Annotated in this window: 25 protein-coding genes; 12 read left to right on the top strand and 13 right to left on the bottom strand. The window is 43.4% G+C overall.

Features of this window, described 5'->3' with window-relative positions:
- Nucleotides 1-35: 35 nt before the first annotated feature.
- Both D9X91_RS05265 and D9X91_RS05260 read right to left on the bottom strand, forming a co-directional pair.
- Nucleotides 36-845: a cobalamin-binding protein gene (locus D9X91_RS05265; RefSeq protein WP_121679538.1), complete on the bottom strand. Its 810-nt coding sequence runs from the start codon at nucleotides 843-845 to the stop codon at nucleotides 36-38.
- A 6-nt stretch (nucleotides 846-851) separates the two neighbouring features.
- The gene (locus tag D9X91_RS05260) at nucleotides 852-1,331 is read right to left on the bottom strand and encodes a divergent PAP2 family protein (RefSeq protein ID WP_121679537.1); all 480 of its coding nucleotides are present in this window, start codon (nucleotides 1,329-1,331) and stop codon (nucleotides 852-854) included.
- Nucleotides 1,332-1,569: 238 nt separating this feature from the next.
- On the opposite strand from D9X91_RS05260, the gene D9X91_RS05255 reads away from it, so the two are divergent.
- The 4 genes from D9X91_RS05255 to D9X91_RS05240 all read left to right on the top strand — a co-directional run bounded on the left by D9X91_RS05255 (nucleotide 1,570) and on the right by D9X91_RS05240 (nucleotide 5,819).
- Complete coding sequence (locus tag D9X91_RS05255) at nucleotides 1,570-3,072, top strand: leucyl aminopeptidase (RefSeq protein WP_121679536.1); 1,503 nt, start codon at nucleotides 1,570-1,572, stop codon at nucleotides 3,070-3,072.
- Nucleotides 3,073-3,420: 348 nt separating this feature from the next.
- Nucleotides 3,421-4,737: a Na+/H+ antiporter family protein gene (locus D9X91_RS05250; protein ID WP_121679535.1), complete on the top strand. Its 1,317-nt coding sequence runs from the start codon at nucleotides 3,421-3,423 to the stop codon at nucleotides 4,735-4,737.
- Nucleotides 4,738-4,850: 113 nt separating this feature from the next.
- The gene (locus D9X91_RS05245; RefSeq protein WP_121679534.1) at nucleotides 4,851-5,450 is read left to right on the top strand and encodes a sulfite oxidase-like oxidoreductase; all 600 of its coding nucleotides are present in this window, start codon (nucleotides 4,851-4,853) and stop codon (nucleotides 5,448-5,450) included.
- Nucleotides 5,451-5,588: 138 nt separating this feature from the next.
- The gene (locus D9X91_RS05240; protein ID WP_121679533.1) at nucleotides 5,589-5,819 is read left to right on the top strand and encodes a hypothetical protein; all 231 of its coding nucleotides are present in this window, start codon (nucleotides 5,589-5,591) and stop codon (nucleotides 5,817-5,819) included.
- 40 nt (nucleotides 5,820-5,859) lie between these two features.
- Here the strand turns inward: D9X91_RS05240 and D9X91_RS05235 are convergent, their stop codons facing one another.
- Together D9X91_RS05235 and D9X91_RS05230 are read right to left on the bottom strand one after the other, a co-directional pair.
- Nucleotides 5,860-6,252 carry a hypothetical protein gene (locus D9X91_RS05235; protein ID WP_121679532.1) on the bottom strand — a complete coding sequence of 131 codons (393 nt, stop codon included), beginning with the start codon at nucleotides 6,250-6,252 and terminating at the stop codon, nucleotides 5,860-5,862.
- A gap of 69 nt (nucleotides 6,253-6,321) precedes the next feature.
- Entirely contained in the window at nucleotides 6,322-6,903 is a 582-nt protein-coding gene (locus D9X91_RS05230) for a hypothetical protein (RefSeq protein WP_121679531.1), read from the bottom strand.
- Nucleotides 6,904-7,045: 142 nt separating this feature from the next.
- Here D9X91_RS05230 and D9X91_RS05225 point away from each other — a divergent pair, with 142 nt between their 5' ends.
- Both D9X91_RS05225 and D9X91_RS05220 read left to right on the top strand, forming a co-directional pair.
- On the top strand, nucleotides 7,046-7,432 hold the full coding sequence (locus D9X91_RS05225; protein WP_121679530.1) for a hotdog fold thioesterase: 387 nt from the start codon (nucleotides 7,046-7,048) through the stop codon (nucleotides 7,430-7,432).
- A gap of 71 nt (nucleotides 7,433-7,503) precedes the next feature.
- Nucleotides 7,504-7,869: a DUF2188 domain-containing protein gene (locus D9X91_RS05220; protein WP_121679529.1), complete on the top strand. Its 366-nt coding sequence runs from the start codon at nucleotides 7,504-7,506 to the stop codon at nucleotides 7,867-7,869.
- Nucleotides 7,870-7,917: 48 nt separating this feature from the next.
- Here D9X91_RS05220 and mnhG read toward each other — a convergent pair whose 3' ends face one another.
- The 7 genes from mnhG to D9X91_RS05185 are packed head-to-tail and all read right to left on the bottom strand — an operon-like array spanning nucleotide 7,918 to nucleotide 13,693.
- The gene (gene mnhG / locus D9X91_RS05215; protein WP_121679528.1) at nucleotides 7,918-8,301 is read right to left on the bottom strand and encodes a monovalent cation/H(+) antiporter subunit G; all 384 of its coding nucleotides are present in this window, start codon (nucleotides 8,299-8,301) and stop codon (nucleotides 7,918-7,920) included.
- The gene (locus D9X91_RS05210; RefSeq protein WP_121679527.1) at nucleotides 8,285-8,569 is read right to left on the bottom strand and encodes a Na(+)/H(+) antiporter subunit F1; all 285 of its coding nucleotides are present in this window, start codon (nucleotides 8,567-8,569) and stop codon (nucleotides 8,285-8,287) included. Before D9X91_RS05210 ends, mnhG begins: the two co-directional genes overlap by 17 nt.
- Entirely contained in the window at nucleotides 8,569-9,045 is a 477-nt protein-coding gene (locus tag D9X91_RS05205) for a Na+/H+ antiporter subunit E (RefSeq protein WP_121679526.1), read from the bottom strand. Before D9X91_RS05205 ends, D9X91_RS05210 begins: the two co-directional genes overlap by 1 nt.
- Nucleotides 9,046-9,051: 6 nt before the next feature.
- On the bottom strand, nucleotides 9,052-10,533 hold the full coding sequence (locus tag D9X91_RS05200) for a Na+/H+ antiporter subunit D (RefSeq protein ID WP_121679525.1): 1,482 nt from the start codon (nucleotides 10,531-10,533) through the stop codon (nucleotides 9,052-9,054).
- On the bottom strand, nucleotides 10,526-10,867 hold the full coding sequence (locus tag D9X91_RS05195; protein ID WP_121679524.1) for a Na(+)/H(+) antiporter subunit C: 342 nt from the start codon (nucleotides 10,865-10,867) through the stop codon (nucleotides 10,526-10,528). Before D9X91_RS05195 ends, D9X91_RS05200 begins: the two co-directional genes overlap by 8 nt.
- Entirely contained in the window at nucleotides 10,867-11,289 is a 423-nt protein-coding gene (locus D9X91_RS05190) for a Na(+)/H(+) antiporter subunit B (RefSeq protein ID WP_121679523.1), read from the bottom strand. Before D9X91_RS05190 ends, D9X91_RS05195 begins: the two co-directional genes overlap by 1 nt.
- Nucleotides 11,276-13,693 carry a Na+/H+ antiporter subunit A gene (locus D9X91_RS05185; protein WP_121679522.1) on the bottom strand — a complete coding sequence of 806 codons (2,418 nt, stop codon included), beginning with the start codon at nucleotides 13,691-13,693 and terminating at the stop codon, nucleotides 11,276-11,278. Before D9X91_RS05185 ends, D9X91_RS05190 begins: the two co-directional genes overlap by 14 nt.
- A gap of 380 nt (nucleotides 13,694-14,073) precedes the next feature.
- On the opposite strand from D9X91_RS05185, the gene D9X91_RS05180 reads away from it, so the two are divergent.
- Entirely contained in the window at nucleotides 14,074-14,307 is a 234-nt protein-coding gene (locus tag D9X91_RS05180) for a hypothetical protein (protein WP_121679521.1), read from the top strand.
- Between the two features lie 228 nt (nucleotides 14,308-14,535).
- Here the strand turns inward: D9X91_RS05180 and D9X91_RS05175 are convergent, their stop codons facing one another.
- Nucleotides 14,536-15,744, bottom strand: a complete 1,209-nt coding sequence (locus tag D9X91_RS05175; RefSeq protein ID WP_121679895.1) for an MFS transporter — start codon at nucleotides 15,742-15,744, stop codon at nucleotides 14,536-14,538.
- Nucleotides 15,745-15,969: 225 nt separating this feature from the next.
- On the opposite strand from D9X91_RS05175, the gene kapD reads away from it, so the two are divergent.
- On the top strand, nucleotides 15,970-16,590 hold the full coding sequence (kapD, locus tag D9X91_RS05170; protein ID WP_121679894.1) for a 3'-5' exonuclease KapD: 621 nt from the start codon (nucleotides 15,970-15,972) through the stop codon (nucleotides 16,588-16,590).
- A gap of 40 nt (nucleotides 16,591-16,630) precedes the next feature.
- Here the strand turns inward: kapD and D9X91_RS05165 are convergent, their stop codons facing one another.
- Nucleotides 16,631-17,029, bottom strand: coding sequence for a kinase-associated lipoprotein B (locus D9X91_RS05165; protein WP_121679520.1), 399 nt, complete (start codon nucleotides 17,027-17,029; stop codon nucleotides 16,631-16,633).
- Between the two features lie 132 nt (nucleotides 17,030-17,161).
- Between D9X91_RS05165 and D9X91_RS05160 the strand changes: the two genes are divergently transcribed.
- From D9X91_RS05160 to D9X91_RS05145, 4 genes are all read left to right on the top strand, one after another.
- The gene (locus tag D9X91_RS05160; protein WP_121679893.1) at nucleotides 17,162-17,866 is read left to right on the top strand and encodes a peptidylprolyl isomerase; all 705 of its coding nucleotides are present in this window, start codon (nucleotides 17,162-17,164) and stop codon (nucleotides 17,864-17,866) included.
- A gap of 194 nt (nucleotides 17,867-18,060) precedes the next feature.
- Nucleotides 18,061-18,285 (top strand): hypothetical protein, encoded by a 225-nt coding sequence (locus D9X91_RS05155; protein ID WP_199738078.1) that lies wholly within the window; start codon nucleotides 18,061-18,063, stop codon nucleotides 18,283-18,285.
- A gap of 174 nt (nucleotides 18,286-18,459) precedes the next feature.
- A complete protein-coding gene (locus D9X91_RS05150; protein WP_121679519.1) occupies nucleotides 18,460-19,542 on the top strand; it encodes an ABC transporter substrate-binding protein in 1,083 nt (360 codons plus the stop codon).
- The gene (locus tag D9X91_RS05145) at nucleotides 19,532-20,356 is read left to right on the top strand and encodes an alkaline phosphatase family protein (RefSeq protein ID WP_121679518.1); all 825 of its coding nucleotides are present in this window, start codon (nucleotides 19,532-19,534) and stop codon (nucleotides 20,354-20,356) included. The genes D9X91_RS05150 and D9X91_RS05145 overlap by 11 nt, the downstream gene beginning before the upstream one ends.
- Nucleotides 20,357-20,371: the final 15 nt, after the last annotated feature.

Raw genomic sequence — 20,371 nt, 5'->3', positions numbered from 1 at the left:
ATGAAAAAGGCCGTTCCGTCGTGGAGCGGCCTTTTTCATGATTGCAGGCTTGGTGGAAGTTTTATGTCCATGTAGATGTCAGGGTGCAGGATTTTACCAAGATTGACGATCCCTTCCAACAGTCGTGGTGAGGGGCGGCAATACAAGGCTTCTTCAAGTACATGAATATGTTTTTTTTTCACGGCTTCTAATCGATCCCAATTCGGGCGCCGTCTAACCAAAGCAGTATTGACTTTGTTCTGAGCAACGCCAACCCATGCGAGACAAATATGATCTGGATTCCGTTGGAATACATCATCCCAATCTGTTTGGATACTGGCAAGTTCAACATCACTGAAGAGGTTCAAACCTCCTGCCAATTTACTTACTTCTGTCAGCCAATTGATCCTGCCTGGCGTAAAGACCGGTTTCGGCCACCATTCCCAATACAATGTCGGTTTGTAATGGACTGAGCGGCATGCATTCTTGCATTCTTCGATCGTCCTTTTAAAATCGTCCACGACCTCTAGTGCCTTGTTTTCCACATTGCACAGCTGTCCGACAAGACGGATGTCATTGAGGATATCTTCCAGGGACTGAGGGTTCAGCACAATATGGGGAATTCCCCTCTTTTTCAATTCCTCGATATTCTTTTCCATTCCTGGAACGCTGAGAGAGGCAAGAACAAGGTCGGGTTGAAGCTTCTCAAGGTCATCCATTCGAATCGATAGATCGGGGCCAAGCTTTGGAAGGTGCTGAATTGAAAGGGGCCAGTCAGAAAAATCATCTATACCGACCAAGGATGAGGTTAATCCCAAGTAAGCTATAATTTCTGTATTGCTTGGACATATCGATATTAAACGCATGAAATCTCACCTTATGAAAAAATAGTGTACGAGCAAAGTCAAGATGATGCCTGTCAGGCCACCGAAAAATACTTCTATCGGCTTATGCCCCAGAAGCTCCTTAAGCTCTTGCTGACGCTGGTCAGCCGGCTTCTTTTGCCAAAGCTTCGCCTCATCCACCAGCTTCTGAAAATCTGCTGCCAGGCGATTCAGAACAATCGCCTGCTCGCCAGCCTGCCTTCTGACACCAGTCGCATCGAACATGACAATGATTGCAAAAACGGTGGCTACAGCGAATACTGGTGAATCAAGACCGGATTCAAGCGCTACGCCTGTTGCCAGCGCGGTTACAGCAGCCGAATGAGAGCTGGGCATGCCGCCGGTGGAGGTCAATAATGACCAATCGACCCGCCTCGACGCAATAAATTGTATGGGGACCTTAACAAACTGGGCGAAGAAAATCGCCAAAAGTGATGCCCATAATGGGAAATTTGAAAGTAATTCCATGTAGTTTCATGACTTCCTTTCGATGTTTTTAACATATTTTATACGGGTAGATAAATTAAGGTTATTTCAAGTCATACTATTCTATACCCAGTTGAATTTGAATTAATTGCATTAACGCCGAAAATCGACGAATGAGTATATTATATCATAATGAGTCATATGTCCGAAAAATGAAAACATTTAGAGGTTCGAAATATTTCTTTATTTCTTTTATAATATAGAAGGAGGTGAAGGCAGGATGTTTAAAACAATGCAAGTACATCCGTTTGACCAGGAAGTAGAAGTATTATTAGTGGGATTAAAAGACAAACCAGAAAAATTTGAAGGTGACTTGTCAGTATTGGATGAAGCATTCGGTGGGGAATTGACCGGACTCGTCAAATCCGGCGATGTATCAGCTAAAATGAAATCATTTGCGAAAATACATACCTTTGGGAAGCATAAAGCCAAGAGAATAGTATTGGCGGGCCTTGGAAAGGAAAAAGATTTGACATTTGAATCTTTGAAAGAGCTTTTCGGAAGCGCGTTTAAACGTCTGAAAACAGACAATCATTCACATATAGCCGTTGCATTGGATTCTTTCACAGGTAGTGGAATTGAGGCCGCTGATGCCGCGCATGCTTTGGCAGAGGCCGTTGTATTGTCTACATATCAGTTTGAAGGCTATAAAAAGAAACCAAATATGCCCGAAACGGAAATTGAAGCAATTGATGTATTTACGGAAAGTGATGCCAACGAAATCGATGCTGCCTTGACGGTTGGACAAGCGCACGGAAAAGGGACAAATTCAGCCCGGACACTTGTCAACACACCAGGCAACCTATTAACGGCGACAGATATGGCGAATTACGCGATGGAACTGGCAGGAAAATATGGGTTTGAAACTGATATCCTGGATAAAGAGGAAATGGAGAAGTTGGGGATGGGCGCATTGTTGGCCGTCAACCAGGGATCGGCCGAACCGCCTAAAATGATTGTTTTGAAATATCAGGGCAAAGAAGAATGGAAGGATGTCATTGGCCTCGTCGGTAAAGGGATCACCTTTGATACTGGTGGATATTCCATCAAGCCAAAAGACGGGATCGTTGGAATGAAATCGGATATGGGGGGTGCTGCTGCCGTATTAGGCGCCATGGAGATCATTGGTGAACTGAAGCCGGAGCAGAATGTCGTCGCTGTCATCCCATCCACCGATAACATGATCAGCGGATCTGCATTCAAGCCTGATGACGTGATTACGTCCATGAGCGGAAAGACGATCGAAGTACTGAATACGGATGCTGAGGGACGTTTGGCTCTCGCAGATGCCATGACATATGCTAAGCATCATGGAGCAGATTATCTTGTTGATGTCGCAACCTTGACCGGGGGAGTCATTGTGGCTTTAGGTTTGGATAAAACGGGTGCTCTGACGAATGATGAATCATTCTTTGAGCAGGTACTGGAAGCGTCCAATGAGGCTGGAGAATTCATTTGGAGGCTGCCTTATACTGAAAATGACAAAAAACGTGTCCGCGGAAGCAAAATCGCAGATTTGAATAATTCACCTGGCAGGGAAGGCCATGCCATCATGGGTGGAGCATTCATTGGTGAATTCGCTGAAGGAACTCCGTGGGTGCATCTGGACATTGCCGGCACCGCAACAACGACATCCGCTTACGACCTCGGACCTGAAGGTGGTACTGGCGTAATGGCAAGGACACTGGCGCTCTTGGTAGAACGATTTGAAGCGACAAAATAATAATAGGGTATTCTACGGGTTTCCTTTATGGAAACCCGTTTTTTTGGTTTGAGGTGGGTTGACGCGTATCTGGGCAGGAAGGAGGATATGTCGTTCGAGCACGAAACGAGGTGCGGAAGGGGAACAGGGGAACAGGAGTGCGTCGTTCGTGGCCGCACAGAGGACAGGTAAAGAAAAGATTAAAACTATGATTGATTGATAACTCTGCCATTTCCAGCTTAATCATGTTCCCCAATACACATGCTTGACACGGAAAGAGTAGGTATGATAATTTATTTACTGTTGTTTTTAATTCTCTACCGATTTACCAAACTAAAGTAAATTATGGTCATGGAAAGGAGTTACATCATGAATGCAGTTGTCATCGCAGTGCTTGTCATGCTGGTTTTGAGCCTATTCAGAGTGAATGTGGTATTTTCATTGATTACTGGGGCTTTAATTGGAGGCTTGACTGGCGGTATGAGCATAGATAAAACAATCGATGCCTTTACAAGTGGTGTCGGAGGCGGAGCGGAGGTTGCCTTGAGCTATGCCTTATTAGGGGGATTTGCCGTTGCGATTTCGCAGACGGGACTCCCGAATCTTTTAGTTGAGCTAGTATTGAAAATGGTTGGTTCAAATGAGGAATCTAATAAAAAAATCTTATCCAAAGCACTCATAGTCTTTTTTATTTTATTAATGGCTTGCTTTTCACAAAACTTGATTCCCATTCATATAGCATTCATTCCATTATTGGTTCCACCATTATTAAAAGTCATGAACCAATTGAAAATTGACCGCAGATTGATCGCGTCTGTCCTAACGTTCGGTTTGACAGCTCCATATATCCTGCTTCCGGTAGGGTTCGGTCAAATATTCCATGAAATTTTGGCGACGAACATGAAGAGCAGCGGACTAGCAGTGGAAATGGATCAAATCCCGACTGCAATGCTTTTACCGACACTGGGGCTAGTGGCCGGTCTTGTATTTGCCATCTTTATTTCTTATCGAAAACCGAGGCATTATGCGAGTCAAGATGAAGAGCTTGCCATTGAAACAGGGGGCTTTTCCAAAAAAGGGGTCAGTTTTTCGATTTTGTCCATTATTATCGGACTTATTGTCCAGCTTCAATTTGAATCGATGATCTTTGGAGCGATTGCCGGATTATTTGTTTTGTATATCAGCGGTTCCGTCAAATGGAGCGAGGCAGATTCACTTATGACAGAAGGTATGAAAATGATGGCTTTCATCGGATTTGTCATGATTGCAGCTTCCGGATTTGCAGAGGTCCTTAAAGCGACGGGGGATGTCCAAAGCCTTGTCGATCAAGCGGCTGGCTTGATTGGAAATAACAAGTCACTTGGCGCCTTGCTCATGCTGGTCGTCGGTCTCATTGTCACAATGGGGATCGGGTCTTCATTCTCGACGATCCCGATCATTGCTACCATCTTTGTCCCGCTCTGCATCCAGCTTGGTTTCAGCCCGATGGCGACCATTGCACTCGTTGGAACAGCGGGGGCACTCGGGGATGCAGGATCACCTGCGTCGGACAGTACGCTCGGCCCGACTTCGGGTCTTAACGCGGATGGACAGCATAACCATATTTGGGATACATGTGTACCAACATTCCTGCATTACAATATCCCGTTGATTTTGTTCGGATGGATCGCTGCCATCATTTTATAAGTATATCGATATGAATATCATTAATTTGAAAGCTGCTTTTGGCAGCTTTTTTTTTATGAAATTGAGGGAATCATGTTAATATGGATGAAAATATTGGATCAGGAGGGAAGCGGATGTATTTTGGCAAAGTGAAAAAGAAAAGAGACGATGGCAGGGTCCCGCCCAATCAGAATGTCACTGCGTCATTCCCAGTGCTTCATTACGGTTCGGTCCCCAATTATGGGGATAGCCTCACAGATTGGGATTTAAAAGTGTTTGGCGAGGTGGAGGAAGAAAAAACATACTCGTTTAAAGATATTTTGAGATTGCCGCAATTCCTTTACGAGAATGATATCCATTGCGTAACGGGTTGGTCCAAGCTCGATAACAGCTGGGAGGGCGTGGCTGCAATATCGATTGCAGAAGAAGCGGGGATAAAGGATGCGGCCAAGTTTGTCATCCTGCATGCTGAAGAAGGGTGGACCACCAATCTTCCTCTAAAAGATTTTCTTCAAGACACAAGCCTTCTTGCACATTCCCTTGGCGGAAAAAGGCTCTCGCCGGAACATGGCTATCCGCTGCGTGCCGTCATTCCCCACTTATATTTCTGGAAAAGCGCCAAATGGCTGAGGGGAATCGAATTCTCCAAAACAGACCAACCTGGATTCTGGGAGAAAAACGGCTACCATAATTACGGCGACCCTTGGAAAGAAGAACGTCTATCATGGGATTAATCAATTCAACGAACTGAATCATTAATTCCCTTTTTCTGGATGGTGCCTGTCACCCTGTTGAGCCCACCCCAATTGTGATACTTTTGCATAAAACATAGGGAGAGGTTTTGACAGAAATAGAGGAGGAGGAATTTCCCGATGAATAATTTGAGGCGCCCTGTTTATGGCGGATTCGGAAGAAGACCATTCTATGGAGGCTTCGGGGGACGTCCGTTTTTTGGTGGCGGCTTCGGCTTGCCGTTTTTAGGCGGTGTTGCAGGCGGCCTATTAGGAAGCGCCCTGTTGGCTCCAGGATTGGGCTACGGCGGTTACGGCGGCTACGGATATGGTTACCCTTATGGACCATACCCATACTATCCTTACTATTAAAAAATATTCGGCTCTCCAAAATCTTCTTTTGGAGAGCCTTTTAGTTCCATCTGAGGGCAATTTGAAGTTTGCAGCAATCCAACTGGCTGCTATCCTGATTGACAAACAAAAGATTCAGTCCATCCGGATTCACCTTAACGACCGGTTTGTTTTTCATCCCAATAGAATTGATTGTTTTCTCGACTTCAACCATTTTTGATTCCTGGGCGAAATCCATCAGTTTTTTGGAATATGATGATGATTGGCTGATTTTATCCATCAAGAGCTGTGCGTCCTTTAGCAAGCCCTTCATTCTTACAGCAGAGCTCATGAACAGTTTTGGATCAGCCTGGGGGAAGTCCCTGTGGAAACTTTGGTACATATATGGTGTATAAGGGGGAGGGGGCCTCCGATATGGATAGTTTGGAGAAAAATAACGATAATTTCTCCTCATCAACTTTTATCCCCTTTCTAATCGGATCATTGCATGTTCCCTTTCTACCATATGAAGCTTTTACAGCTGCTATGACGATCTACCTGTCCGTTTTTGCGAGGATAGGCCCAATGCTGCCAAAAATACGATAAACAATCCTAATAGGGCCATGACGGTTAAGGACGAATCATTTATTGACCATCTATGTAAACGATGGGACAATGGTTCTTTAATGTGTTCGATCCGATCCCCGGCAGGCTGGATGATTTCGGCCCCATAGCCCTCTGCGACCAAATCCACCCGTCCATTATTAAGGTTTCCCCACACTTCGATGAGATCCCCTTTCCTGACCTGTAGACTCCTACCTCCAGAATAATCTCCCCAAGATGCGATATAGCTGTATGGAATTGGTACGACATCGTTAATCTTCCAATATAGATTAGTCGGCAACTTTTTTATTCTGTCGATCCGGATATTCATTTCCCTATCCTGAAGCTGCCTGGAAGAATGGTCTTCAATGAGCCGGTCGGATTGAATCGTCCCTATAATATGAATCTCCGCTTTTGATTTTGATTTTTCCAATCCGCTCGGATCGGGTGCGGCATGTATCGAATGGATGGAAAAAATAAAACAAAAAACCATTAAGGCTATCGTCGATAAGAATTTTTTCAATGATGCATCCCCCTTTACTATGTAGACGCAGTCATATGGATTTGGGTTTCAAAATAAGGAAATTTGCAATACAGGGGAGGATTCTCAGGGAGCATTCTTGAATTATTTTATGAACACAATATATACACTGGAGGCAGATGAAATGAGATACGAGAATACTTTAATAGATAATTTGGGAATGAAATTTGTGGAAGTCGGAAAAGGAAAAGTGATTGCGACGATGCCGGTGGATGAAAGGACAAAACAGCCGTTTGGCTACCTGCACGGCGGGGCATCAGTGGCGTTGGCGGAAACGGTTGCGAGCGTAGGGGCAGCGGAACTCATCGATTTGGAAAAGGAAATTTGCTTCGGTCTGGAAATAAATGCGAATCATATCCGCGCCAAAAAAGATGGTCTTGTCACAGCAATTGCTGAAGTCGTCCATCAAGGAAAAAGTACAATGGTTTGGGAGATTAAGATCGTCGATGAAGAGGAAAAGCTGATATGTACGTCCCGATGCACAATGGCTGTCGTTCCTAACAAAAGATAGATATGTGAGTTTAATTGGATAATTTCTGGGAAAAAGATAGACAACTACGTTAAAAGGAGTGAAGGACTTTAATGAGTTGGTCTATGCAGGATTATCCGGATTCCATGAAAAATCTTCCCGAGGCAACAAAATCAAAAGCCATTGAAATTGCCAATGCTCTGCTTGACGAGGGTTATGAGGAAGGAAGGGCAATTTCCATTGCCATTGACCGTGCACGTTCAGTAAAAGAAGATGATCAAGGTAATAAGGAAGAATATCATCTGCTTCCCCACGATAAAGGCTGGCAGTTGAAAAAAGCTAATGGAGACCGTGCCATCATGGTCGAAGAAACTAAATCATCCATTCTGGAAAAGGCAAAACAACATGTCAAGCAGCAGGAAGGGGCGCTTGTCATTCATAAAGAGGATGGTTCCATAGAAAATAGTCTTTACGTGTAAAAAAAAGGCTGTTTCATGCGCGGTATACACGTATGAAACAGCCTTTTTTCATTTTCCTTCGCCATTAGATCGATCAAGTCCGTGTTTTTCATGCTTTTCTTTGTCCTTCAGTTCATCAAGGACGCTCTTTTTCCATAAAGGAACGCCGGTATGGTAAGCGGCCCTGCTGATAAGGTGTCCAGCGACGGGTGATGTAATGAAGATAAAGACGATCCCAAGCAAGAGGCGGGAATTATAGTGGCCCTCTTTGACATAGAAGAACAAAAAGGCGCCTATCAAAATAAACATGATTCCAAGCGTCGATCCTTTGGAAGCAGCATGATTCCGGGTATAAACATCGGGCAGACGAATGATCCCCAATGCTGTGACCATACATAAAAAAGCTCCCAATCCGACAAAAATTCCTACGAATACTTTAATGATTTCGGTCACGTTCGATGATCTCCCCTTTCTCAAGGAATTTGGCAAATGCAACCGTTCCGATGAACGCCAATATTCCTACAAGAAGGATTACTTCAAGAAATGCGCTCGTTTTCAATATCATTGAAATCAACGCGATGACAGCGACTAAATTAATGCCGATTGCATCAAGGGCGATTACTCTGTCCGGCGTGGATGGCCCTTTAATCACACGATACAGGAGGGCAAGCATGGAAAGTGTGACGGCAATCAATGAAATTTTTAATACTAAGTCCAGCATTACCTGCTCACCTCCATGATGGCTTTCTCGAATGATTCGCGAATATCCGTGATGGCATCTTCAACATCCGGTACATCCATCGCATGGATGTACAGAATTTTATTATCGGCAGAAACATCTACCACAAACGTCCCAGGTGTCAGGGTGATTAAATTGGCAAGTACGGTTACTTCCCATTTCGATTCCAAAGTGGTCGGCATCGCGAATATTCCAGGCTGCATATCAAGTTTCGGCTTTAAGATCACCTTGAATACCGCCCAATTGGCCATGACTAGTTCTTTTAAAAAGATGAATAATAGATTGACGACAGCGCCGACCCGCAATAAATAAAAGCGCGATTGAAAGAATCTCCTCAGTCCGCAGATGATCAATAGACCCAAAAGGTATCCGACAAAAAAGCCGGTACTGTTAAATGAATTTTGCAGAAACATCCATAAGAAGGCAAGGAAAAAGTTTAGTAGTATCTGAAATGCCATAGAACATTACTCCTTTAATACCGCATCGATATAAATTGCCGGATTTGTCAAAACGTCTGATGCTTGGCTGATATAACTGTATACATATTCCGAGCCGAGTCCATAGAAGATGGCAATGGCCAAGAGAAAAGCAGCAGGAGCGATCATCATTTTGATTGGTGCCCGGCTGTCTTTCAGTTCATCCAATGGTTTTCCCCAAAAACCGTTGAGGAAAATTTTGATGACGGAATATAATACGAAAAGGCTGGACATCAGAACGACTGCAGCACCTACATATTGGTGCTCTTCGAATCCGCCCTTGACAATCAGCAGCTTTCCTACGAACCCGCTTAATGGGGGGATGCCGGCAAGCGATAAGGAAGCAATGAAGAAAATCCAGCCCAAAGCAGGGTAGAATTTGATCAACCCGCTGATTTTTCTTAAATTGCTTGTTCCCGCGATAGTGGTGATAATGCCGACAAGCAAGAATAATGCAGCCTTCATAATCATGTCATGTATCAAGTAGAAAACCGACCCGGTCAACGATTCCTTCGTCATGACCGAAATACCGAATGTAATCACCCCGACCGCAATGATAATGTTGTAGATGATGATTTTTTTAACATCCCAAAATGCAATGGCACCGATGATGCCAGCAATGATGGTCAATACCGCCAGCACCCCTAAAATTTGGTGGGTATAGCCGGGGTCATGATAGAAGAATAATGTATACGTCCTTAAGATGGAATATACCCCCACCTTGGTAAGGAGTGCCCCGAACATCGCAAGAATCGGTGCAGGAGGAGCGTAATAGGACCCAGGCAGCCAAAAGTAAAGCGGAAAAATCGCTCCTTTCAATCCAAAAACGATTAAAAACAGAATGGCGATGACAGTGATGATGCCAGGCTGATGTATCTGGCTGATCCTGACGGAAATATCGGCCATGTTCAGGCTCCCGACAACGGAGTACAAATAAGCAACCGTAATGACAAATAGGGCAGAAGAAATGACATTGACCAAAATATATTTAATGGACTCCCTTAGTTGGATCTTCGTTCCGCCAATGACCAAAAGAACATAAGAAGACATGAGCATGACTTCGAAAAATACGAAAAGGTTGAAAATGTCCCCGGTCGTGAACGCACCGTTGATCCCCACTAAAAGAAACTGGAATACTGCGTAATAGTAGTAACGTTCTCTTCCCTCACCAATTGATTTAAATGAATAAATCAAGCAGCACAGTGCGATGACGCTTGCCGTCGTTACAAGAAGGGCAGACAGCATATCAGAGACTAGTGTGATTCCGAAAGGCGCTGGCCAGCTGCCTAGATTCAAAGTTTGGATGCCATCCTGGTGGACGGTGTGGAGGAGGATGAAAGCCGACGATATTGTTCCAAGGAGCGAAATCGTCGAAACCCATCTCTGCACCATCACATATTTAGTTAAAAAGATTAGAAATATCGCTGTAAACAGCGGGATGATAATCGGTAAAATCAATAAGTTAATCATTACTTTCTGTTCCTCTCATCTGATCCATATTATCTGTTCCAAGCTCTTGGTAGGCTCGATATGCCAGGACTAAAAAGAATGATGTGACCCCAAAGCTGATGACGATGGCTGTCAGGATCAATGCCTGCGGGATGGGATCTACGTATGACTTGGCATGTTCCCCCAAGATGGGGACTGAACCTCGCTTCAGGCCACCCATGGTCAGAATGAGCAAATGGGCGCCGTGGCTCAGCAGGCCGGTCCCGATAATAATACGGAGTAAACTTTTTGATAACATTAAGTAAACTGCACTTGTAAATAATATCCCAATGACAATAGCCATTAATATTTCCATTATTCACTCTCTCCAATCGTTTGAATAATGGTCATCGTGACGCCAATGACAACTAAATACACTCCAGTATCAAACAATACTGCTGTATGGAGCGATGTCTCCCCCAGAAGGGGCAGATCAAAGTGGTTGAAGGCATGGGTCAGGAATGGCACGTTAAAAAATAATGAACCGGCACCTGTGCCCACTGCGAAAAACAGTCCGATCCCAATCAGGATTTTGTAGTCGATCGGAATGATCGATGCCACGGTCTTGATATCATAAGCGAGCAGGAGCAGGACAATTGCTCCTGAAGTCATGAGTCCGCCAATGAATCCGCCTCCCGGATGGTAGTGGCCGGAAAAAAAGACCTGGAGGGAAAAGAGAATGATCATGAATGCAACGACGTTTGTGACGGTTTGAAGGATGACGTCATTTTTTTTCATCAGCTTTTCCTCCTTGCGTTAAACGTAATTTAACCATTCCATAAATGCCCAAAGCGGCAATGCCCAACACACAGATTTCAAACATGGTGTCGAATCCACGGAAGTCTACCAAAATGACGTTGACCATATTTTCGCCGCCGGCCTTATCATGTGTATTTTCAATATAGTACTTTGCGATGGAGTCGAATAGTTTATTGCTGTGTGCAGAAATCGCAACAAGCGTGACGATCAGGCCGACCCCAAGAGATATAAGGGCATTGCTCAATTTAAATCCAACGCTTCTCTCGTGCCTGTTTAATGGAGGCAGATGATAGAATGCAAGCAAGAATAATGCGACGGAAACGGTCTCGATGACCAGCTGGGTAAGTGCAAGGTCAGGAGCTCTGAATAGCACAAAAAATAACGAAACGGTATAGCCGATCGCTCCCAATGCAATGATCGACGTCAATCTGGATTTGGCGAGCAGGATCGTTGCGGAGCCTGCCAAAACGATCAAAGCAAGCACCACTTCGTAACTGCCAATCGGTGCTACATTGCTTGTGTCTAATTTAAATGCATCCTTTACGTACAACGTGACCCCGGTGATTCCAATGAAAAAGATGAAAATATACACCAAATACGTCCTGATAAACCCTGTCATATACGTGCGCGTCAATTGATATGAGCCTGTCTCTGCCCAATAGAGGCCGCGGTCGTACATAGAGTTCAATGTCAGCTTTTCCGGAATGATTGTATATACCTTTTTCCACTTGGGATAGGTGATGTAAAGCAGTGTTCCTCCGGTTATGACGCCAATTGTCATGAACAGTTCTACTGTAAATCCGTGCCAGAAAGATATGTGTCCAACAAAATGTTCTCCAGGCTTCAGCAGACTGGGAAGGATGGCTCCAACCGCAGGCTCAATGATGTTATAGGTTAAGATGTTCGGGAAAAATCCGAAAATGACAACCAATGAAGCAAGAATGATAGGCGGCAGAAGCATTCCGAACGGAGCTTCATGCGGCTTTCTCTCCAATTTTTCTTGCTGGAGCCTTCCAGAGAAGGTCTTGAAAAAGAGAACCATACTATATAAGAAGGTAAAGATGCTTCCTACCCATGCAAGGACCGGAAATAAGATTCCCCATGTATCTAAACTGAAAAAGTCCATATCCAGCACGCGGACCATGCCAGTGAAGAACATTTCTTTACTCAAGAAGCCGTTGAACGGAGGAAGGCCGGCCATGGAAAAGGAACCGATCAGGGCAATTGTGAATGTGATCGGCATCAGACCCATCAGTCCGCCGAGTTTTCGAATATCGCGCGTCCCGGTTTCATGATCGATGATACCAACCACCATAAACAGGCTCCCTTTAAATGTTGCATGATTGATCAAATGAAAAATGGCCGCAACTGTAGCTACTATAAATAGGTTCTCGTCCATATTTTTATAGTGAAGCGCCGCAGCACCGACTCCAAGCAGCGACATGATGAGCCCAAGCTGGCTGACGGTTGAAAAAGCCAGTATCCCTTTTAAATCTGTTTGTTTGACTGCGTTGAAAGATCCCCACGTCATCGTGAAGATGCCAAAACTTCCGACGAGCCAGAGCCATAATGCATGTTCCGCGAATATCGGGCTCATACGCGCAACCAAATACAGTCCTGCTTTAACCATTGTAGCTGAATGTAAATAGGCGCTGACGGGCGTCGGAGCTTCCATGGCATCTGGAAGCCATATATGGAAGGGGAACTGTGCCGATTTTGTAAAGGCCCCAAGCAATATCAGGAGCATGGCTGGAACAAATAATGACTTTGACATAAGGACATCGGCCATTCCAATCAATTCCCGAATGCTGAACGTCCCCCCCATTATGTATAACAATAAAAAACCGCCTAGCATGGCCAGTCCGCCAAAAACGGTGATAAGCATGGATTTTTGGGCTCCATATCTTGAACCATCTCTCTGATACCAATAGCCGATCAACAGGAAGGAAGAAATGGAAGTGAACTCCCAAAACATATATAGGCTGATTAAGTTATCGGATAATACAACCCCAAGCATCGCTCCCATAAAAAGCAGGAGATACACATAGAAGTTGTGCAGCTGCTCCTTTTTTTTAGAAAGGTAGAAAATCGAATACAAAACAACCAGTGAACCGATTCCTGTGATCAGCAGAGCGAACAGTAATCCAAGCCCATCCACAAACGCGGTCAATTCAATATTCAGCGATGGTATCCAGCGAATGGTCTTGGTAACCGTCTCATTTCCTTTAACGATGGGAATGAAATGAAGGAAGTAGCTGAATAAAAGAATAGGGACAATGAGGACAAACCAGCCTGTATGTATTCTGCGGAAACCTTTATATAAGAATGGTATGAAAATCGCCATTAAAAAGGGCGCAATAATAGCTAAATGCAACAATGACAAAGGAACCCCCCCTTAAGTTAATTCTATTGCTAGCCGAAACGTAATTCTTTCATTGAATATGTAAAAAAAATGTAGACATATTTTCAGCTTATCCTCTTTTATAAAAACAATGCGCCGGACGTGGTTTCAACACTCAAAAGAATTATAACGTAAATTATTCATGCATGCATTCATCAAAGGCCAAACAAGAAGCGAATGTCAAAAAAGTATTAAATATGTAGAAACGTGGAAAAGGGAGTGAAAAAATATTCATTATCAATCTGATTCTTGCATCGCCTTGGGTTGTTGGATAAAAAGTTGAAGAAAGAAAGTCATCATCCGTCTGAAGTATATTTTTTCATCAGCCTGAAAAAAATGAAAGCAAGGTGGTGGAAAATGAAATGAGAGAAAAATGGATGTTGGCAATCATCATTTTTATGATTTTATTTAGCGGGGCGATGTGGATCAATTCAAAGCAAAAAAGAATGTTCATACCGGAAATGGATGAACCGGCCATTACCTCTATACCCCAAGAAGCACATGCAGAATCATCAAGTGATCAAAAAGCCCATGGATACAAAAGATTTAAATCACGGGAATATATCCGGATTGAAACAATTAATGTTGTCCCATAAGATACACCCTCCCGCTCCAATACACTTAGTTCTTCTGTTCGTTAATGAATTTTTCTTCATTATGGTTTAATAGAACAAAGAAATTATAGTGGAGGGCGGCGACTCCTGCGGGAAAAGCGGCTCACTCCCGTGCGCAGCGGAAATCATCAAACACGAATGAATAATGTCAATCTTTGACTGGGTATACAAGTAAAACACCCGCTATAATGAGCGGGTGTTCTGCATAATTTAATAATTTTCACGCAGGGAAGTTTGTGTCCCGTGCTTTATGGTCCACCATAACAAGGCAAAAGCAAATAAAAACAAAGAACTGGTCACATAAAACACGGAAGAAATGCCGATATATCCTGAGACGATTCCACCTATTGCCGGCCCGACGACATTGCCAAGAAAACGGAAGCTTTGATTGTAGCCGAGAACTTCCCCTTGCATGGAAACCGGTGCCTCCGAACGAATATAGGCTGTAACACACGGAATCATTCCCCCGATTGCAGTCCCGAACATGAAGCGGAAAAGGACAAGCTCCCACAGTTTTTGAGCCAATGCTTGAGGGATGACAAACATGGAGGCAAGAATGAGCAGAATCATCAGCACCTTTTCATAGCCGATGCGGTCCCCTAACTTCCCCCATTGCCTTGTCGCCAATAAGTTTCCTACTCCTGTGGCAGAAAAGGCAATACCTGCAAGGAATGCGATATTGGTCGAACCGCTCAATTGGTTCACATATAAGGCCAATAGCGGCTGGATGCTGAAATTGGCGACTTGGATAAGGAATGAGAGTACCATCACGATCATCAAAAGCCGATGGCGAAGAATTTGTTTGAGAACATCCTTGCGCGTGAATTTCTTTTCATTTCTCTTTGTCAACTTTGGTTTCTCCACAATTCCAATTAGAACGCCAATAGTTGCCGTGGCGATCGATGCTGCCGTAATGATAAACGTATATTTAAATCCAAATGAATCTGCCATCATCCCACCGATCAACGGTCCGAGAAGTCCGCCGGAAACATTGCCCATCACAAGGGTGCCGAGAGTTTTCCCTGCGATTTCTTTAGGTGTCTGGGAGGAAATCAAGGCAAGCGAGGTCGGGATAAAGCCCGTTACCACACCCATGAATAACCGAAGTATGAACAGGCCAATGACACTGTGCATAAAACCCATGAGGAAAATGCTTGTGCCGATCCCGAAGCCCGTAATAAGTAAAATGGGCTTATAACCATAACGATCGCCGAATCGTCCCCAAATCGGCGAGATGAAAAATGCGGTTAAAAACGTAATTCCAAACACAAAGCCTGACCATCGCTGAATATAGCTGTGATCAAAATGTCCAAATGTTTCAATATACAAGGACAAAAACGGCATGATCATTGTGGCGCTGGCTGCAACAAGAAAATTAGCAAACCACATAATGATTAAATTTCGTTTTTGTATAGAAATTTTAAGCACCTTCTTATTAATATTTCGTTTTACTAAATATTAATATTATAAACTATGTAATAGCAATTGCAAGAATTCGAATTTTAGAGTTTATCCCGTAAAAGAAAAGTATGGAATTCTGTAAAAGAATAGATGAAAAAAGCATATTCCATCCTTGTGACGTGATATAATAATTTAAATTAATTGTGTGCGCAGAGTATAAAATTTTTTTCTGGAGGAGTATGGCTGGTGAAACAATATACCATTTTCATTGATTTTGAGTTTTCCATGCCTCAAAAAAATGGGGTGCCAAAAGGGTTTTATCCAGAAATCATCGAGGCGGGCCTTGCAGTGGTTCACAATGACGAAATCATTGATCAATTTTCATCTTATGTCCGACCACGTACTTTTACTGTCCTTACCGATCGATGCAAAGGCTTTCTTAAAATTACGCAGCATCAAGTAGATGAGGGCATTTCCATTGAAGCGCTGATTGATAAATTCAAGGAATATGACCAACGGGGAAAGACAACGGTTGTTACATGGGGAAATATGGATATGAAGGTACTGCGGGATAATTGCAGAAGAGCGGACATTCCCTTTCCGTTTACCGGACAATTTATTGACTTATCGATGGAATATAAAAAGTTTTTTGGTGATCAAAACCAAACTGGCTTATGGAAAGCGGTAAAGGATTATGGAAAAGATGGGGTAGGGAAGCACCATCGAGCTCTGGATGATGCATTGACCACCTACAATATTTATAAATTGGTCGAAAAGGATAAACAATATTTGAAAAAAACACCTTCAACCACGATTGGCGATCGAATCGATCTGGCGCAAATCATGAAAAAGTTTGCACTTTAAAAAAGGAGCTGTCGTCAGCTCCTTTTTTCCTCAGCACAGCTTAAAATTGCAGATTGTACATGAGTTCATATTCTCTTTTGATTTCATTCAGTGCATCAAGGCTTTTAGCGGCAAACGCCGTTTCTTCCTTTTCCAATGAAAATTTCAAAGAATCGAATGTTTGTTTCAGGGACTCATTGTAATCCGGGATTTCCCCTTCGTAAGGCTTAACCATTTTTGCAGGGATGTTCGCCTGTTCCCTAAAAGCCAAAGCCTTGCGTTCATGAAAAAAAGCAACATCGGTTTGCCTCGGGTTATGTAAATCCCCTTGAACTGGATGCTTTAGGACGGCCAAAATCCGAACGACGCACACTGTCGGTTTGATATCCGTTATTTCGCCGATGTACTTCCCGGTTTTATATATAGCTGTTACTTTGTCTCCGATTGAAAATGTCATCATATATCCACCTTTCCTGATTGAATGTATGGCTCTTTCTATTATGATAGAAAAAGAGAGGAATAACAAAGTAATGTGTTTGACTGAAAAATTTAGTAAAGTAAAAATCAAGAGGTGAAACTAGTCATGAAACAAATGAAAAGTTTACTGGTACTTATGGTCGTACTATTGTCTATCCTGACCATCGCTGCATGTGGGACATCTTCAAAGGAGAAAACGGATGCAAAACAAAGCAGCTCAGGTAAAATTACATATCCCCAGCTTTCCAAAACGGTAGGGGAAAATGAAAAAGAAGTGGAAATAGACACAAGCATGGGGAATATCAAAATAAAATTGTTCCCGGATGAAGCTCCGAAGGCAGTCGAAAATTTCATCAAACATAGTGAAGATGGCTATTATGATGGGGTTATCTTTCACCGGGTCATCAAGGATTTCATGATTCAGGGCGGTGACCCGTCAGGAAATGGCACGGGTGGGGAGAGCATTTACGGCAAACCATTCAAGAATGAAATCTCCAAAAAGTTATTTAATCTCCGTGGTGCACTTGCTATGGCCAATTCAGGACCCGATACAAATGGCAGTCAATTCTTCATTGTTCAAAACAGCAGTTTGGATCCTCAGCTGAAATCTCAAATGGAAGACAAGGGATTCCCGAAGGAAATCATAAAAGCCTATGAAGAAAGAGGAGGCGCTCCTTGGCTGGACGGCCAATATACCGTATTTGGACAAGTCGTCGAGGGAATGGATGTCGTGGACAAAATAGCCGGTGTTGAAACGGGTGCAAATGACAAGCCTGTCAAAGACGTTACGATTAAAAAAATTAAAGTCTTGAAAAAATAAGCAAAGCGAAGAGGCTCGACCGTTCGTCCGCGGAAAGTGAGCATCCTGCAGCGGAAATCAGCCAATTCCCTATTGCCAGCCGGAACTATCGGCTGGATTTTTTGTTGAAAAGTTGTCATTTGACCAGCGTGGTTTTACATAAAGACAATTGATATAATGTAGTAAGATTCTAGAATCAGGAAAGGAGTAGCCCCATGCTCTCGATATTCCAATCATTTGCACTGAACTTATTTTTGTATTTTCCTGAGGACAAGCGGGAATATATCCCTGCAGCCATAACGATGGCGGTTTTCACCGTATTCGCCATCATTACATTTCGGATCATCATATATATATCCAAAAGGGAAGAAAGAAAGACAAAGGATTTAGAGGATCATTATAATCCTGCCAACGGGCAGGAACCTACAAAGCACTCTTGATTATCAAGGGTGTTTTTTTATTGCCTTTCTGTATTTATTCCTCTGCTTAATAAACTCTTAATATTTTCTCAAAATAGTTTTACATTTGTTTAATTGCTTCTTTACTTTTGTTTTTTATAGTTAGGGTGTAAAACAAAGCAAAACAAATCTAATTCAAAAACGGAGGAGACATCTATGAAAAAGCAATCCTTTTTAAAGGTATTATCAATTGGAATGGCATCAGCCTTATTCATGGCTGGGTGTTCAGGCAACGATGACTCTGGAAACAAAATAAATACAAAGAATCTTTCATTAAATAAAATCGAAGAAAAAGCAAAAAAAGAGGGAGAGGTCCATTCAGTCGGAATGCCGGACTCGTGGGCTAACTGGGGACAAACCTGGAAAGACATCACGAAAAAATATGGAATCAAGCATACGGATACTGATATGTCCAGTGCGGAAGAGCTGGCGAAGTTCCAAACAGGGAAATCGGATGTAGGCGATGTTGGTGTGGCATTCGGCCCATTGGCGGAACAAAAAGGACTCACGCTTCCATATAAAACTTCCCATTGGGATGAGATCCCGAAATGGGCCAAGGATGATAACGGTGACTGGGTGGTCGGATACACAGGATCCCTTGCCTTTATCACGGATAAAAATAATGTGAAGAATCCTCCTAAATCCTGGAACGATCTATTAAATGGCGATTATAAAGTGGATGTAGGGGACGTCATGAAAGCAAATCAGGCACAATTTGCCGTATTGGCTGCCGCGTATGCTTTCGGCGGCGATGAGAAAAATATCCAGCCTGGAATTGACTTCTTTGAAAAACTTGCGAAACAGGGTCGCTTACAGACGACTGATCCTTCATTGACTTCTTTGGAAAAAGGAGAAAACGATGTGGCGCTTGTGTGGGACTTCAATGGACTGAATTATCGCGACCAAATTCAAAAGGACCGCTTTGATGTCGTCATACCAAAAGAGGCGTCCGTCATGTCCGGCTATGCAAATGTCATTAACAAAAAAGCAAAGGACCCTTATTCTGCCATGCTGACACGTGAATATATCTTATCGGATGAAGGGCAGGCCAACTTGGCAAGGGGTTATGCCAGACCGATTCGCAAAGATGTCAAGCTTCCAAAGGATGCTAAGGCTAAATTGCTTCCGGACTCAATGTACAAGAAAGTCCGTCCTGTCAAAGATATGAAAGCGTGGGAAGAAACAACGAAAAAACTTCCACAGGAATGGCAGGAGAAGGTGCTCGTACATGTCAACTAATCAAAAGCTAATATTTATCATGATAGATGGTCTTCGATACGATACGGCCGTTAAGAACATGGGATATTTGCATCATTTGGTGGAAAAAGGCCAAGCTTCACGCTATAAAGTCATTTCAGAGGTGCCGAGCATGTCTCGGCCCCTTTATGAAGTTTTATTGACCGGTACGCCTCCACATCAAAACGGAATAACATCCAATCACGTTGTTCAATTATCCAAGGAAGAAAGCATTTTCCATTTAACTAAAAAGAATGGCTTATCCAATGCGACAGCTTCCTACCATTGGGTCAGCGAGTTATATAATTCCGCTCCATTCGATCCGATGAAAGACCGGATCCAGCTAAATGCAGAAAAGCCGATCGAAAATGGCATTTTTTATTGGGAGGATCATTACCCTGATTCCCATTTGTTTGCCGATGCTCAATATTTACTGGAGAGTAAAAGTCCGGACTTTCTATATGTCCATAGCATGAATGTGGATGATGACGGCCATAAATTCACCGGCGACTCTGCAGGTTATCGAAACAGGGTGATTGCCGTCGATACCTTAATGGCTACCATCCTGCCAAGATGGCTGAAAGAAGGGTATCAAATCATCATCACTGCCGATCATGGCATGAATGATGATGGACAGCATGGGGGAACGACCCCAGAGGACCGGGAAGTACCTTTATTTATCATTAGTGACAAAGTCGAAACAGGCTTTTTCGATATCGAAGTGCCGCAGCTTCAAATTGCTCCTCTCGTATGTGAGCTATTGATGATCGAGCCTTCAGCCGTAATGAAAAAGCTTGAAATCCAAGGTGTCAAATAAGCCGTTCACAGCAGC

The sequence above is a fragment of the Falsibacillus albus genome, from assembly GCF_003668575.1.
GTDB classification, from domain to species: domain Bacteria; phylum Bacillota; class Bacilli; order Bacillales; family DSM-25281; genus Falsibacillus; species Falsibacillus albus.
The sequence above is the reverse complement of the archived record's forward strand: the minus strand, read 5'-3'. Positions and strand labels throughout refer to the sequence as shown.

Coding starts and splice junctions, on each gene's coding strand:
- D9X91_RS05240 (WP_121679533.1), top strand. CDS start 5,589: ATGAATAATTTGAGGCGCCCTGTTTATGGCGGATTCGGAAGAAGACCA.
- D9X91_RS05150 (WP_121679519.1), top strand. CDS start 18,460: ATGAAAAAGCAATCCTTTTTAAAGGTATTATCAATTGGAATGGCATCA.
- D9X91_RS05205 (WP_121679526.1), bottom strand. CDS start 9,045: ATGGCATTTCAGATACTACTAAACTTTTTCCTTGCCTTCTTATGGATG.
- D9X91_RS05195 (WP_121679524.1), bottom strand. CDS start 10,867: ATGGAAATATTAATGGCTATTGTCATTGGGATATTATTTACAAGTGCA.
- D9X91_RS05250 (WP_121679535.1), top strand. CDS start 3,421: ATGAATGCAGTTGTCATCGCAGTGCTTGTCATGCTGGTTTTGAGCCTA.
- D9X91_RS05155 (WP_199738078.1), top strand. CDS start 18,061: ATGCTCTCGATATTCCAATCATTTGCACTGAACTTATTTTTGTATTTT.
- D9X91_RS05180 (WP_121679521.1), top strand. CDS start 14,074: ATGAGAGAAAAATGGATGTTGGCAATCATCATTTTTATGATTTTATTT.
- D9X91_RS05190 (WP_121679523.1), bottom strand. CDS start 11,289: ATGAAAAAAAATGACGTCATCCTTCAAACCGTCACAAACGTCGTTGCA.
- D9X91_RS05220 (WP_121679529.1), top strand. CDS start 7,504: ATGAGTTGGTCTATGCAGGATTATCCGGATTCCATGAAAAATCTTCCC.
- D9X91_RS05160 (WP_121679893.1), top strand. CDS start 17,162: ATGAAAAGTTTACTGGTACTTATGGTCGTACTATTGTCTATCCTGACC.
- D9X91_RS05235 (WP_121679532.1), bottom strand. CDS start 6,252: ATGAGGAGAAATTATCGTTATTTTTCTCCAAACTATCCATATCGGAGG.
- D9X91_RS05165 (WP_121679520.1), bottom strand. CDS start 17,029: ATGATGACATTTTCAATCGGAGACAAAGTAACAGCTATATATAAAACC.
- D9X91_RS05260 (WP_121679537.1), bottom strand. CDS start 1,331: ATGGAATTACTTTCAAATTTCCCATTATGGGCATCACTTTTGGCGATT.
- D9X91_RS05265 (WP_121679538.1), bottom strand. CDS start 845: ATGCGTTTAATATCGATATGTCCAAGCAATACAGAAATTATAGCTTAC.
- D9X91_RS05245 (WP_121679534.1), top strand. CDS start 4,851: ATGTATTTTGGCAAAGTGAAAAAGAAAAGAGACGATGGCAGGGTCCCG.
- D9X91_RS05255 (WP_121679536.1), top strand. CDS start 1,570: ATGTTTAAAACAATGCAAGTACATCCGTTTGACCAGGAAGTAGAAGTA.
- D9X91_RS05210 (WP_121679527.1), bottom strand. CDS start 8,569: ATGCTGGACTTAGTATTAAAAATTTCATTGATTGCCGTCACACTTTCC.
- D9X91_RS05225 (WP_121679530.1), top strand. CDS start 7,046: ATGAGATACGAGAATACTTTAATAGATAATTTGGGAATGAAATTTGTG.
- D9X91_RS05200 (WP_121679525.1), bottom strand. CDS start 10,533: ATGATTAACTTATTGATTTTACCGATTATCATCCCGCTGTTTACAGCG.
- D9X91_RS05145 (WP_121679518.1), top strand. CDS start 19,532: ATGTCAACTAATCAAAAGCTAATATTTATCATGATAGATGGTCTTCGA.